Source organism: Streptomyces sp. A1277 (assembly GCF_004795015.1).
Classification (GTDB): Bacteria; Actinomycetota; Actinomycetes; order Streptomycetales; family Streptomycetaceae; genus Streptomyces.
On sequence record NZ_SSBI01000064.1, the window covers coordinates 1 to 13,129 of the forward strand.

The window sequence follows — 13,129 nt, forward strand, 5'->3', positions numbered from 1 at the left end:
GGGCCGGTGCCTTGGTACTGCTGAACCTGCCGATCCGTCAGGATCAGAAGTCCATGTCACCGCCCGGCATGCCGCCCGGAGCGGCCGCGGCGGCCTTCTCCGGCTTGTCGGCGATGACGGCCTCGGTGGTGAGGAACAGCGCGGCGATCGACGCGGCGTTCTGCAGGGCGGAGCGCGTGACCTTCGCCGGGTCGAGAATGCCCTCGGCGATCATGTCGACGTACTCGCCGGTCGCGGCGTTGAGGCCGTGACCGATCGGCAGGTTGCGCACCTTCTCCACGACGACGCCACCTTCGAGACCACCGTTGACGGCGATCTGCTTCAGCGGGGCCTCGAGGGCGAGCTTGACGGCGTTGGCGCCGGTCGCCTCGTCACCCGAGAGCTCCAGCTTCTCGAAGACGGCCGAAGCCTGGAGCAGAGCCACGCCACCACCGGCGACGATGCCCTCCTCGACGGCGGCCTTGGCGTTGCGCACCGCGTCCTCGATGCGGTGCTTGCGCTCCTTGAGCTCGACCTCGGTGGCGGCACCGGCCTTGATGACGGCCACGCCGCCGGCCAGCTTCGCCAGGCGCTCCTGGAGCTTCTCGCGGTCGTAGTCCGAGTCGGAGTTCTCGATCTCGGCACGGATCTGGTTGACCCGGCCCTGGACCTGGTCGCTGTCACCGGCACCGTCGACGATCGTCGTCTCGTCCTTGGTGATGACGACCTTGCGGGCGCGGCCGAGCAGGTCGAGACCGGCGTTCTCCAGCTTGAGGCCGACCTCCTCGGAGATGACGGTGCCACCGGTGAGGATGGCGATGTCGCCGAGCATGGCCTTGCGGCGGTCACCGAAGCCCGGGGCCTTGACGGCGACGGACTTGAAGGTGCCACGGATCTTGTTGACGACCAGGGTCGACAGGGCCTCGCCCTCGACGTCCTCGGCGATGATCAGCAGCGGCTTGCCGGACTGCATGACCTTCTCCAGCAGCGGAAGGAGGTCCTTCACGTTGCTGACCTTGGAGTTGACGATCAGGATGTACGGGTCGTCCAGGGACGACTCCATGCGCTCCATGTCGGTGGCGAAGTACGCCGAGATGTAGCCCTTGTCGAAGCGCATACCCTCGGTGAGCTCCAGCTCCAGACCGAAGGTCTGGGACTCCTCGACGGTGATGACGCCTTCCTTGCCGACCTTGTCCATCGCCTCGGCGATGAGCTCGCCGATCTGGGTGTCGGCGGCGGAGATGGAGGCGGTCGAAGCGATCTGCTCCTTGGTCTCCACGTCCTTGGCCTGCTCCAGGAGGGCGGCGGAGACGGCCTCGACGGCCTTCTCGATGCCCCGCTTGAGAGCCATCGGGTTCGCACCCGCGGCCACGTTGCGCAGGCCCTCGCGGACGAGCGCCTGGGCGAGAACGGTGGCGGTGGTCGTACCGTCGCCGGCGACGTCGTCCGTCTTCTTGGCGACCTCCTTGACCAGCTCCGCACCGATCTTCTCGTACGGGTCCTCCAGCTCGATCTCCTTGGCGATGGACACGCCATCGTTGGTGATCGTGGGGGCGCCCCACTTCTTCTCGAGGACGACGTTGCGACCCTTGGGGCCAAGGGTGACCTTGACGGCGTCGGCGAGCTGGTTCATGCCGCGCTCGAGACCGCGCCGGGCCTCCTCGTCGAACGCGATGATCTTGGCCATGTGAAGTGGTCCTCCCGGACAGGGGTGGATTGCTCCGGACCGAGAGGCGCCCGCGACGGACGGCCTGCCTGCCTGGCGGTTCCTTGCCCCGCCACGCCTGCGGGCCTCACCGGCCCGGTCCAAGTTCTGTCACTCTCACCTGGAGAGTGCTAAGCCCAATGATTAGCACTCGACCCCCGAGAGTGCAAGCGTCCCCCTTCGGAGTGTGGACAGGTCCCGGACGCGCGAAGGGCCCGTACCCCTCGGTACGGGCCCTTCGTGCGTGCGCGGTGTCGTGGCCGACTGTGTCGTGGCCGTGCCGGGCTCAGCCGACGGCGAGCTTGACCATGTCCGCCTGCGGCCCCTTCTGGCCCTGCGAGATCTCGAATTCAACTCGCTGACCCTCTTCGAGGGTGCGGTATCCGTCCATCTGGATCGCGCTGTAGTGGACGAAAACATCCGCACCACCGTCGACCGCGATGAAGCCGTACCCCTTCTCCGCGTTGAACCACTTGACGGTGCCCTGAGCCATGCCTAACTCCCCTATTACTGGCCCTTGCACAGGCCCGCACTTCGCGGACCCGGGTCAGAACCCACCCTCCGAAAGGAGAGGGTGTGTGCGCCGGAACGCCTCGACCGCGGCTGAATGTATCTGCCCAACTGCCCTCTGCAACAGGTCAATCGGACGAGAATTCTGCGCGGCACCGATCGCCCGAATATGAGGAATTCACGAGATTGCGGGGCAAGTCGGGCCCGGCAAAGGCGACTTATGGCACAAGAGGACCGGGCACTTTGGCTGCATCTTGTCGTGGCGCGGCGCATTCTCATATGCGAGTGGCACGGGCAGCGAAGGGGACTTCCCACACTCTACCCCGCTCAACCATGCAGAATTGCCCCCTCCGCTTCTCTCGCAGAGGGGGCAATTCCGGTGACGCGGTGAAGTCGGGGCCGATCTTGAAAGGCCCCCGGGGCTCAGCAGCCGCCGGCGACCGCGGGAATGATCGAGATGCCGGCGCCGTCCGGGGTCGCCGCGTCCAGGCCGCCCTCGAAGCGCACGTCGTCGTCGTTGACGTACACGTTGACGAAGCGGCGCAGCTTGCCCTGGTCGTCCAGGACGCGGGCGGCGATGCCCGGGTGGTCCTTCTCCAGCGACGCGATGACCTCGGAGAGGGTCGCGCCCTCGGCCGGGACCTCGGCCTGGCCGCCCGTGTAGGTGCGGAGGATGGTGGGGATGCGGACCTTGACGCTCATGGCTGGTGCCCTTCCTGGAGACGGGAGTGGGTCGGAGGCTGCTCAGCTGGTGGCGAGTCCGGCCGCGCGGAAGGCGTCCAGGCTCGGGCGGATCGTGGCGGTGGCCTGCGAGGTGTCGGCCACCGCGTCCAGCGTCTTGAGGCCGTCACCCGTGTTCAGGACGACGGTGGTCAGCGACGGGTCGAGCAGGCCGGCCTCGATCAGCTTCTTCGTCACGCCGACCGTCACCCCGCCCGCCGTCTCGGCGAAGATGCCCTCGGTGCGGGCCAGCAGCTTGATCGCGTCGACGACCTGCTCGTCGTTCACGTCCTCGACGGCACCGCCGGTGCGGCGGGCGATGTCCAGGACGTACGGGCCGTCGGCCGGGTTGCCGATCGCCAGGGACTTGGCGATCGTGTTCGGCTTCTGCGGGCGGACCACGTCGTGGCCGGCCTTGAAGGCGGTGGAGACCGGGGAGCAGCCCTCCGCCTGGGCGCCGAAGACCTTGTACGGCTTGTCCTCGACCAGGCCCAGCTTGATCAGCTCCTGGAGGCCCTTGTCGATCTTCGTCAGCTGCGAGCCGGACGCGATCGGGATGACGATCTGGTCGGGCAGCCGCCAGCCGAGCTGCTCGCAGATCTCGTACGCCAGGGTCTTGGAGCCCTCGCCGTAGTACGGGCGCAGGTTGACGTTGACGAAGCCCCAGCCCTCGCCGAGCGGGTCGCCGATGAGCTCCGAGCAGAAGCGGTTGACGTCGTCGTAGTTGCCCTCGATGCCGACCAGCTCACCGCCGTACACCGCGGCCATGACGACCTTGCCCTGCTCCAGGTCGTGCGGGATGAACACGCAGGAGCGCAGGCCCGCGCGGGCGGCGGCGGCGCCGACCGCTCCGGCGAGGTTGCCGGTGGAGGAGCAGGACAGGGTGGTGAAGCCGAAGGCGCGGGCGGCCTCGACGGCGATCGCGACGACGCGGTCCTTGAAGGAGTGCGTCGGGTTGCCGGAGTCGTCCTTGACGTACAGGCCGCCGGTGACGCCCAGCTCGCGGGCGAGGTTGTCGGCCTTGACCAGCTTGGTGAAGCCGGGGTTCAGATTGGGCTTGTCCGCGACATCACAGGGCACCGGCAGCAGCGGCGCGTAACGCCAGATGTTGTCCGGACCGGCCTCGATGCGCTTCTTCAGCTCGTCGGCGGAGCCGCTCGGCAGGTCGTACGCCACTTCGAGCGGCCCGAAACAGGACGCGCAGGCGAAAATGGGGCCGAGTGCGAACCGCTCACCGCACTCGCGGCAGGAAAGCGCCGCGGCGGGACCCAGGTCCACAGTGGATTCGGTGTGTGCTGCGACAGTCTCAACAGCCATGATGGCGAGGCCCTTTCTCCTCATCTTCCTTGCGACGCGTTTCGCCGCAAGACGGAATTGGCACCTTCCCCACCTGACCTCGCGGTCGGCAGGAGGGTTGCCGGGACTTCAACGGGCCGTTCCCTCTGTCCCTCTGGATGAGCGCTGTGGCACTGGACCATGGATCCAGGCATTTGTCCGCGGACCGACCCCGGCATGCGACGGTCGTCCGCGTTGTTCAAGACTGTAACCGAAGCCTCGGACTGTTGAGATAGTCGTCCGAACCGCGAGATGGATCACATACAGGGAGTATCGACCGTGCTCGAAGAGGTCGAACGCTGGCTGACCAGGCGTTCCTGGTCGGCCGCCGACCGCACGCCGGCCAATCTGCGGGCCGCCGCGAACGCCGCGCACGGTACGGGCGTGAGCGTCGTCCTACCCGCCCTCAACGAAGCCGAGACCGTCGGGGACATCGTCGCGACCATCCGGCGCGAGCTCATGGAGAAGATCCAGCTGGTGGACGAGCTCGTGGTGATCGACTCCGGCTCCACGGACGCCACCGCCGAGGTCGCCCGCCGCGCCGGGGCCCGGGTGGTCCACCGGGACGCGATCCTGCCCCGCCTCCCGGCCGTCCCCGGCAAGGGCGAGGTGCTGTGGCGCTCGCTCCTGGTGACCAGCGGCGACATCCTGTGCTTCATCGACGCCGACCTGAAGGACTTCTCCGCGGACTTCGTCTCCGGCATCGTCGGCCCGCTGCTCACCGACCCCGAGGTGCAGTTCGTCAAGGCCATGTACGACCGGCCGCTCGGCGAGGTGGCCGGCCAGGGCGGCCGCGTCACCGAACTGGTGGCCCGGCCGCTGCTGAACCTGCACTGGCCGCTGCTGGCCGGCTTCGTCCAGCCGCTGGGCGGCGAGTACGCCGTACGCCGCTCGCTGCTGGAGCGGCTGCCCTTCCCGGTCGGCTACGGGGTGGAGCTGGGCCTGCTGGTCGACGCCCTGCACACCGTCGGCCTCGACGCCCTCGCCCAGGTCGACGTCGGCGTCCGCGTCCACCGCCACCAGGACGGCCAGGCGCTCGGCCGGATGGCCGCCGCCATCTACCGCACCGCGCAGGTGCGGCTCTCCCGCGGCCATCTGGTCCGCCCCTCGCTCACCCAGTTCGAGCGCGGACCGCGCGGATTCGTCCCGCACACCTACCCGGTCGACACCCAGGAGAGGCCGCCGATGCGGGAGATCGAGGAGTACGCGGCACGCCGCGCGGCTTGATCACTCCCCGTCCCCGTCCGACTTCGTACGTTTGGGCGGTTCCGGATCGGGCTAGATTCCGGCCATGGTCTCCGAGCACGCCCCCCAGCCCGCTGCCCAGGTTCTCGTCGCGTCCAACCGCGGCCCCGTGTCGTACACGGTGAGCGAGGACGGCTCACTCGAAGCGAAACGGGGCGGGGGCGGACTCGTCTCCGGCCTGAGCGCCGTGGACGACAAGATGTGGGTCTGCGCCGCCCTCGGCGACGGCGACCGCGAGGCGGTGCGGCGCGGGGTCGGCGAGCCGGGCGTCCGGATGCTCGACATCGACGCCGACGTGCACGCCGACGCGTACAACGGCATCGCGAACTCGGTGCTGTGGTTCGTCCACCACCTGCTCTACCAGACCCCCGTCGAGCCCGTCTTCGACACGGAGTTCCGCAGGCAGTGGGCCTCCTTCGAGGCGTACAACCTCGCCTTCGCCGAAGCGCTCGCCGAGGAGGCGGGCGAGGGCGCGGCCGTCCTGGTGCAGGACTACCACCTGTCGCTGGTCCCCGGCATGCTGCGCGAGCTGCGCCCCGACCTGCGGATCGGCCACTTCTCGCACACCCCGTGGGCGCCCGTCGACTACTTCCGGCTGCTCCCCGACGACATCGCCGAACAGTTGCTGCGCGGCATCCTCGGCGCCGACCGGGCCGCCTTCCTGACCCGCCGCTGGGCGGACGCCTTCATCGGCTGCTGCGCGGAGATCCTGGGCGGCACCGGCCGGACCAGGATCGGGGTGCACGGGCTCGGCGCCGACGCCGGCTTCCTGCGCCGCCGCTCGCACGAGGCGGACGTGGACGAGCGGATGGCGGCCCTGCGCGAGCAGGTGGGCCCCGGCCGCAAGACCGTCGTCCGGGTGGACCGCACGGAGCTGTCCAAGAACATCGTCCGGGGCCTGCACGCCTTCCGCACCCTCCTCGACGAACGGCCCGAGTGGCGCGAGCGCGTCGTGCACGTCGCCTTCGCCTACCCCTCGCGCCAGGACCTCGCGGTCTACCGGGAGTACACCGCGGAGGTCCAGCGGGTCGCCGACGCGATCAACAAGACGTACGGGACGGCGGACTGGACGCCGGTCGTCCTGCACGTCAAGGACGACTTCGCCCGCTCGCTCGCCGCGTACCGGCTGGCCGACGTGGCGCTCGTCAACCCCATCCGGGACGGGATGAACCTGGTCGCCAAGGAGGTCCCGGTCGTCTCCGACGAGGGCGTCGCGCTGGTCCTGTCGCGGGAGGCGGGCGCCTACGAGGAGCTGGGCGAGCACGCGATCACGGTGAACCCGTACGACGTCTCCGCCACCGCCGAAGCCCTGCACGAGGCGCTGACGATGGCGGACGACGTCCGCGCCGCCCGCTCGGAGCGCCTGGCCGAGGCGGCCACCGCGCTGCCGCCGCAGCAGTGGTTCCTGGACCAGCTGGAGGCGCTGCGGCGGGGGTAGGACGGGCGGGGGCCGGTCAGCCGGTTCCGGCCGCCAGCCGGCGGGCCAGCGACTGAAGGAACTCCACGACCGCTCCGGGCCCCGGTACCAACAGGTCCGCGTGCTCGGCGAGTTCACGGACCTCGGCGCTGCCGCTGCAGACCAGCAGGCCGGGGACCGGATCGGCCTCGTCGCCGCGCAGCTTCTCCACGGCGGCGTAGGCGGCGAGGTCGCCCAGGTCGTCGCCCGCGTAGAGCACGGACCGGGCGCCGATCTCGCGCACGTACTCGGTGAGCGCCACGCCCTTGTCCATGCCGGGCGGGCGCAGCTCCAGGACCATGCGCCCCGGCTCGACGATCAGCCCGTGCCGCGCGGCGAGTTCGCCGAGGGGCCCGCGCAGCGCGTCGAACGCCGCCTGCGGGTCGGCGGCGCGGCGGGTGTGCACGGCGAGCGCCCGGCCCTTGTCCTCCGTCCAGGTGCCCTGCCAGGAGTCGAACCGGTCCAGTACGCCGGGGAGGTCGGCCCGTGCGGCGGCGACCCCGGGGGGCGGGGCGGGGGTCTGGACGGTCCCCGTCGCGGCGTCCCAGCGCTCGGCCCCGTACTGCCCGAGCACGACGAGGTGGTCCAGCCCGGCGACCCCGGCGAACCCGCCGTACCGCACCGCGACGCCGGCCGGCCGCCCGGTGATCACGGCGACCGACGCCACCTGCGGCGCGAGCTCGGCCAGCGCCTCGACGGCCCCGGGGTGGGCCCGCGCCTGATCCGGGTCCGGCACGATGTCGGCCAGCGTCCCGTCGAAGTCGAGCGCGACGAGGGCCTCGGCCGGCCGGGCGAGGATGGCGTCCAGGCCCTCTTGGCCGGCGGGGGTGGCGGGGGTGTGCGGATGGCTGCCCATGCGTCGAGCGTAGCGGCGCGGGGCGCCGCGTGCGGCCCACCCCCTTGCGGGGGCGCTGCCCCCGTACCCCCGCCCCTCAATCGCCGGAGGGGCTTGAAAGGCCGGCGCTTGAGGCGCGGGGTACGGGGCAGCGCCCCGGTTTCGGGAAGGGGCGGGTAGGGGAACAGGCCCGCCGCAGGCGCGACGCGCCCGCACCGCACCCCCTACCGCCGCCCCCGCCGAGCCTCCCGCACCCGCCGCAGGCGGTTCACCGTCACGGGGTCCTCCTCCAGCGCCCGCCGGTCATCGAGCAACGAATTCAGCAGCTGGTAATACCGCGTGGGAGAGATCCCCAGCCGTTCCCGGATCGCCCGCTCCTTCGCCCCCGGCCCCGCCCACGACTGCCGCTCGACCGCCAGGACCGCGCGGTCGCGGTCGGAGAGCGGGGCGGGCTCGTCGGGGTCGGCGGGGCCGTTCGGGGGGAGGGCGGTCATATCAGCCAATATATGGCGCGTCCTCTCCCCACGAAACGGCGATCCGGCACGGAGCCGACCGCTCCGCCTACTCCGCCGCCTACTCCGCCGCTTACTCCGCCGCTTACTCCGCCGCCTGCTCCGCCACCTACTCCGCCGCTTACTCCGCCGCCTCCGCCGCGGTCGACTCCCGCGCTATCTTCGCGAGCACGGTCTCCGGGTTCGCCCCCGGCTCCACCGCCTTGCCGATGTTCTCCTTGATCGACTCGCTCGCCTGCGCCCAGGACGTCTTGCCGAACGGGTAGAACTCCGCCTCCGGCAGCGCGGCGAGGAACTTGTGCAGCGGCTTGAAGGCGGGGTCGTCCTCCATCGACGCCGACGCGCTGTCGGTGACCGGCAGCATGTCGTACGTGTCGGCGAACGCGATCACGTTCTTGTCGTTGAACAGGAAGTCGAAGAACTTGCCGATCTCGGTCCGGTGGCCGTTCTGCTTGAACCCCATGGTCCAGTCGGCGACGCCCATCGAGCCTTCGGTGGGGCCCTTCTCGCCGGGCAGCGGCACCATGCCGACCTGGACGCCCTGCTGCTGGGCCTCCTCCATCAGCGTGGGGTGGCCGTTGAGCATGCCGACCTGGCCCTTGGTGAACGCCTCGAAGGCTTTCGCGCGGTTGAGCTTGCCGGGGGCGACGGGGCCGACGAGGCCCTTGTCGACGAGGTTCGTCTTCAGCCAGTCGAACGTCTTGACGTTCTCCGCCGAGTCGATGTCGTACGAGCCGACGTCGTCCGTGTAGGCGCCGCCGCCGCTGAGCATCCACATCAGGGTCTCGGCCTGGGACTCCTCCTGGCCGAGCGGCAGCGCGAAGGGGTACGCCACCCCGCGCTGCTTGAGCACCGCGGCGTCACCGGCGATGTCGCTCCAGGTCTGCGGGGCCTGGAGGCCGGCCTGGCTGAACAGCTTCTTGTTGTAGAAGAGCAGCCGGGTGCTGGCGACGAAGGGCAGCCCGTACTGGACGCGGTTGACGCGGCCGGCGTCGGCGAGCTTGGGGAGGAAGTTCGCCTGCGTGGGGATGCTAAGCATCTGGTCGGCGGAGTAGAGCTTCCCGGCCTTGGCGTAGTCCGCGTAGGCGCCGATCTGCGCGATGTCGGGGGCCTTGTTCGCCTTCACCATCTCGGCCACCTTGCGGTCCACGTCCGTCCAGGGATAGACGGTGACCTCGACCTTGATGCCGGGGTGGGACGCCTCGAAGCTGCGGGCGACACCGTCCCAGTATTTGTCGGACTTGTTCGCGTCGCTCGTGCCGTAGTCGGCCGCGACCACCTTCAGCGTGACCTCACCCGATCCGCCGCTGCCGCCGCAGCCCGTCAGCGTGGCCGTCATCCCCAGTGCGGCGACAGCCGCCGTCAGTCCCAAGTAACGCCGCTGCACAGCCCTGTCCGTCCTCGTCGTTCATGCCTCCCGCGGCGCCCGCGTCCGTGCGGTGCCCTCCGGGTGAGCAGCGATTTTCCCCGCCACCGGCGCAGAGGTCTACACCATGGAGGTATCGCTTCCACAACGCAGCAGCATTGCACGGGACGCGCGGCGGCTGCTAAGTAGGTCTCGGCGTACGGGGCTTATTGGTCCAGACCTTCATCCCGGGCGTCACCGATACCGCCGAGTCGTCCCTCCCGCAGCCCCATCCGCCCAGCCGCAAGGAGCCGTCCCGCATGTCCCGTACCGCATCTGAAATTGCCACCCAGCCCAGCTGCTGGCGGCGTGCCGCGCAGGCGGGCGCGGAGTTCGACGGGCTGCCGCGGCCGGGCGAGCGGGTCGCCGTCACCGGGTGCGGCACCTCCTGGTTCATGGCCATCGCCTACGCGGCGCTGCGGGAGGCCGCCGGGCAGGGCGAGACGGACGCGTACGCCTCGTCGGAGTTCCCCGCCGGGCGGCCGTACGACCGGGTGGTGGCCATCACCCGTTCCGGTACGACGAGCGAGGTGCTGGCGCTCCTGGGCGAGCTGCGCGGCAGGACGGCCACCGTGGCGCTGACCGCCGACCCGAAGACGCCCGTCATGGAGGCGGCCGACGCGGTGGCCGTGCTGGACTGGGCGGACGAGGAGTCGGTGGTCCAGACCCGGTTCGCCACCACCGCGCTCGCCTTCCTGCGGGCCGGCCTGGAGGCGGCGGGTCCGCTTCCGGTGGGCGTGAAGACGGTCGCCGAGGCGGCCGTGGACGCGGAGCTGGCGGTGACCGAGCCGCTGGACGAGGCGGTGGTCGCGGCCGAGCAGTGGACGTTCCTGGGGCGCGGCTGGACCTACGGCCTGGCCCAGGAGGCGGGGCTGAAGATGCGCGAGGCGGCGGGCGCCTGGACCGAGTCGTACCCGGCGATGGAGTACCGCCACGGCCCGATCGCGATCACCGGGCCGAACCGGGTGGCCTGGGTCTTCGGCGCCCTGCCCGAGGGGCTGGCGGGCGAGGTGGCGGCGGTCGGCGGGACGCTGGTCGCCCACCGGTCGGCGGACCCGATGGCGGACCTGATCCGGGCGCAGCGGCTCGCGGTGGTGCTGGCCGAGTCGAAGGGGTACGACCCGGACCATCCGCGCAATCTGTCGCGCAGTGTGATCCTGCCGGGCTGAGCCGGGCCCCGGTTGGGCCGGGGGCCGTTCTCGACAATCCGGGCCGATCCCCGTAACCGGTACCGGGGATTTTGTATGGATGCGCAACAAACAGCGATAGTGGACTAGACCTTTTGGGGTCCCTCGGGCGAAACTGTTTCCCGTGAAACACGTCATCGCCCTCGATGTGGGCGGCACCGGAATGAAGGCCGCACTGGTCGGGGCCGATGGCGCCCTGCTCTACGAGGCACGGCGCGCGACCGGCAGAGAGCGCGGCCCCGACGCCGTCGTGGAGTCGATCCTCGCCTTCGCCGCCGACCTGCGCGCCCACGGCGAGAAGCACTTCGGCGAGAGCGCCCTCGCAGCCGGCGTCGCCGTGCCCGGCATCGTCGACACCGAGAACGGGATCGCCGTCTACGCCACCAATCTGGGCTGGCGCGACGTCCCCATGCGCCGGCTGCTCGGCGAACGCCTCGGCGGGGTGCCCGTGGCGCTCGGCCACGACGTGCGCACCGGCGGACTCGCCGAGGGCCGGATCGGCGCGGGCAAGGGCGCGGACCGCTTCCTGTTCGTCCCGCTGGGCACCGGCATCGCCGGGGCCATCGGCATCGGGGCCGCGATCGAGGAGGGCGCCCACGGCTACGCGGGCGAGATCGGCCACATCGTGGTCCGGCCGGACGGCCCGGACTGCGGCTGCGGCCAGCGCGGCTGCCTGGAGACCCTGGCCTCCGCCTCCGCCGTCAGCCGCGCCTGGGCGGCCGCCTCCGGCGACCCGGACGCGGACGCCGCCGACTGCGCCAAGGCCGTCGAGTCGGGCGACCCGAAGGCCCTCGCGGTCTGGCGCGACGCCGTCGACGCGCTCGCCGCCGGGCTGGTCACGGCGCTCACCCTGCTGGACCCCCGCACGATCATCATCGGTGGCGGTCTCGCCGAGGCGGGGAAAACCTTGTTCACACCACTCCGTGCGGCCGTCGAGGAACGCGTCACGTTCCAGAAGCTGCCCCACATCGTCCCGGCGGCCCTCGGGGACACCGCCGGATGCCTGGGCGCAGGGCTGCTCGCCTGGGATCTTCTCTCCACGGAGGTATCCGCCTGATGGCCGGACGCGCAGACAGCACCGTTCTCGCAGGGGCCCGGGTGGTACTGCCCACCGGCACCGTCGAGGACGGCCGGGTGATCGTAGAAGGCACCCGCATCTCCGGCAGCGGCGCCGAGGACGCCCCCGCCCTGGACCTCTCCGGCCACTGGATCGTCCCCGGCTTCGTGGACATGCACAACCACGGCGGCGGCGGCGGCTCCTTCACCTCCGGCACCGTCGAGGACGTCCTCACCGGCGTCCGCACCCACCGCGAGCACGGCACCACCACCCTGGTCGCCTCCACCGTCACCGGCGAGATGGACTTCCTCGCCGAGCGCGCCGGCATCCTCTCCGAACTGGTCGAACAGGGCGACCTCGCCGGCATCCACTTCGAGGGCCCCTTCATCTCCCCCTGCCGCAAGGGCGCCCACAGCGAGGGCCTGCTGCGCCACCCCGACCCGGCCGAGGTCCGCAAGCTGATGGACGCCGCGCGCGGCACCGCCAAGATGTTCACGCTCGCCACCGAACTGCCCGGCGGCATCGAGTCCGTACGGCTGCTCGCCGAGCACGGCGTCATCGCGGCCATCGGCCACACCGACGCCACCTACGAGCAGACCGTCGAGGCGATCGACGCCGGCGCCACCGTCGCCACGCACCTCTACAACGCGATGCCCGGACTCGGCCACCGCGCGCCCGGCCCGATCGCCGCCCTCCTGGAGGACGAGCGGATCACCGTCGAGCTGATCAACGACGGCACCCACCTGCACCCGGCCGCGCTCCAACTGGCCTACCACCACGCGGGCGCCCACCGCGTCGCCCTGATCACGGACGCCATGGACGCGGCCGGCTTCGGCGACGGCCGCTACCAGCTGGGCCCGCTCGCCGTGAACGTCGAGAACGGCGTCGCCCGGCTCGTCGAGGGCAACTCCATCGCCGGCTCCACGCTCACCCTGGACACCGCCTTCCACCGGGCCGTGACCGTCGACCGCATCCCGGTCGAGGACGTGGTGCAGTCCATCTCCGCCAACCCCGCCCGGCTCCTCGGCGTGTACGACGAGGTCGGCTCGCTGGAGCCCGGCAAGGACGCCGACCTGGTCGTCCTGGACGAGGACTTCCGCCTCAAGGGCGTCATGCGCAAGGGCGAGTGGATCATCCGGCCCCAGGCCGTTTCCGCGTGAGCCGAGTACGTGACCACGCGTGA

12 protein-coding genes and 1 riboswitch are annotated in these 13,129 nt (G+C 70.9%); of the genes, 5 read left to right on the top strand and 7 right to left on the bottom strand.

The genetic code is table 11. The features are described 5' to 3' along the window. Window positions 1–43: 43 nt before the first annotated feature. The 4 genes from groL to thrC all read right to left on the bottom strand — a co-directional run bounded on the left by groL (window position 44) and on the right by thrC (window position 4,231). Window positions 44–1,666, bottom strand: coding sequence for a chaperonin GroEL (gene groL, locus E6R18_RS31000; protein ID WP_136201462.1), 1,623 nt, complete (start codon window positions 1,664–1,666; stop codon window positions 44–46). Between the two features lie 304 nt (window positions 1,667–1,970). Beyond that, window positions 1,971–2,177, bottom strand: coding sequence for a cold-shock protein (locus E6R18_RS31005; RefSeq protein WP_003967346.1), 207 nt, complete (start codon window positions 2,175–2,177; stop codon window positions 1,971–1,973). Between the two features lie 440 nt (window positions 2,178–2,617). Next, a complete protein-coding gene (locus E6R18_RS31010; protein ID WP_136320208.1) occupies window positions 2,618–2,896 on the bottom strand; it encodes a MoaD/ThiS family protein in 279 nt (92 codons plus the stop codon). A 42-nt stretch (window positions 2,897–2,938) separates the two neighbouring features. Beyond that, window positions 2,939–4,231, bottom strand: a complete 1,293-nt coding sequence (thrC, locus tag E6R18_RS31015; RefSeq protein ID WP_136320209.1) for a threonine synthase — start codon at window positions 4,229–4,231, stop codon at window positions 2,939–2,941. A 17-nt stretch (window positions 4,232–4,248) separates the two neighbouring features. Then, window positions 4,249–4,375, bottom strand: a riboswitch (SAM riboswitch). 153 nt (window positions 4,376–4,528) lie between these two features. On the opposite strand from thrC, the gene E6R18_RS31020 reads away from it, so the two are divergent. Further along, complete coding sequence (locus tag E6R18_RS31020) at window positions 4,529–5,476, top strand: glucosyl-3-phosphoglycerate synthase (protein ID WP_136320235.1); 948 nt, start codon at window positions 4,529–4,531, stop codon at window positions 5,474–5,476. Between the two features lie 64 nt (window positions 5,477–5,540). Further along, window positions 5,541–6,932: a trehalose-6-phosphate synthase gene (locus tag E6R18_RS31025; RefSeq protein ID WP_136320210.1), complete on the top strand. Its 1,392-nt coding sequence runs from the start codon at window positions 5,541–5,543 to the stop codon at window positions 6,930–6,932. 16 nt (window positions 6,933–6,948) lie between these two features. On the opposite strand, the gene otsB is transcribed toward E6R18_RS31025, so the two are convergent. The 3 genes from otsB to E6R18_RS31040 form a co-directional block, all read right to left on the bottom strand. After that, complete coding sequence (gene otsB / locus E6R18_RS31030) at window positions 6,949–7,806, bottom strand: trehalose-phosphatase (RefSeq protein ID WP_136320211.1); 858 nt, start codon at window positions 7,804–7,806, stop codon at window positions 6,949–6,951. Window positions 7,807–8,009: 203 nt separating this feature from the next. After that, window positions 8,010–8,279, bottom strand: coding sequence for a DUF3263 domain-containing protein (locus E6R18_RS31035; protein ID WP_136320212.1), 270 nt, complete (start codon window positions 8,277–8,279; stop codon window positions 8,010–8,012). 139 nt (window positions 8,280–8,418) lie between these two features. Beyond that, window positions 8,419–9,636, bottom strand: a complete 1,218-nt coding sequence (locus E6R18_RS31040) for an extracellular solute-binding protein (protein WP_206308475.1) — start codon at window positions 9,634–9,636, stop codon at window positions 8,419–8,421. Window positions 9,637–9,962: 326 nt separating this feature from the next. Here E6R18_RS31040 and E6R18_RS31045 point away from each other — a divergent pair, with 326 nt between their 5' ends. The 3 genes from E6R18_RS31045 (at window position 9,963) to nagA (ending at window position 13,106) form a co-directional block, all read left to right on the top strand. Further along, a complete protein-coding gene (locus E6R18_RS31045; RefSeq protein ID WP_136320213.1) occupies window positions 9,963–10,871 on the top strand; it encodes a sugar isomerase in 909 nt (302 codons plus the stop codon). Window positions 10,872–11,013: 142 nt separating this feature from the next. Next, the gene (locus tag E6R18_RS31050; protein ID WP_136320214.1) at window positions 11,014–11,946 is read left to right on the top strand and encodes an ROK family protein; all 933 of its coding nucleotides are present in this window, start codon (window positions 11,014–11,016) and stop codon (window positions 11,944–11,946) included. Further along, window positions 11,946–13,106 (top strand): N-acetylglucosamine-6-phosphate deacetylase, encoded by a 1,161-nt coding sequence (gene nagA, locus E6R18_RS31055; protein WP_136320215.1) that lies wholly within the window; start codon window positions 11,946–11,948, stop codon window positions 13,104–13,106. The genes E6R18_RS31050 and nagA overlap by 1 nt, the downstream gene beginning before the upstream one ends. Window positions 13,107–13,129 lie beyond the last annotated feature (23 nt).

Coding starts and splice junctions, on each gene's coding strand:
- groL (WP_136201462.1), bottom strand. CDS start 1,666: ATGGCCAAGATCATCGCGTTCGACGAGGAGGCCCGGCGCGGTCTCGAG.
- E6R18_RS31005 (WP_003967346.1), bottom strand. CDS start 2,177: ATGGCTCAGGGCACCGTCAAGTGGTTCAACGCGGAGAAGGGGTACGGC.
- E6R18_RS31010 (WP_136320208.1), bottom strand. CDS start 2,896: ATGAGCGTCAAGGTCCGCATCCCCACCATCCTCCGCACCTACACGGGC.
- thrC (WP_136320209.1), bottom strand. CDS start 4,231: ATGGCTGTTGAGACTGTCGCAGCACACACCGAATCCACTGTGGACCTG.
- E6R18_RS31025 (WP_136320210.1), top strand. CDS start 5,541: ATGGTCTCCGAGCACGCCCCCCAGCCCGCTGCCCAGGTTCTCGTCGCG.
- otsB (WP_136320211.1), bottom strand. CDS start 7,806: ATGGGCAGCCATCCGCACACCCCCGCCACCCCCGCCGGCCAAGAGGGC.
- E6R18_RS31035 (WP_136320212.1), bottom strand. CDS start 8,279: ATGACCGCCCTCCCCCCGAACGGCCCCGCCGACCCCGACGAGCCCGCC.
- E6R18_RS31040 (WP_206308475.1), bottom strand. CDS start 9,636: ATGACGGCCACGCTGACGGGCTGCGGCGGCAGCGGCGGATCGGGTGAG.
- E6R18_RS31045 (WP_136320213.1), top strand. CDS start 9,963: ATGTCCCGTACCGCATCTGAAATTGCCACCCAGCCCAGCTGCTGGCGG.
- nagA (WP_136320215.1), top strand. CDS start 11,946: ATGGCCGGACGCGCAGACAGCACCGTTCTCGCAGGGGCCCGGGTGGTA.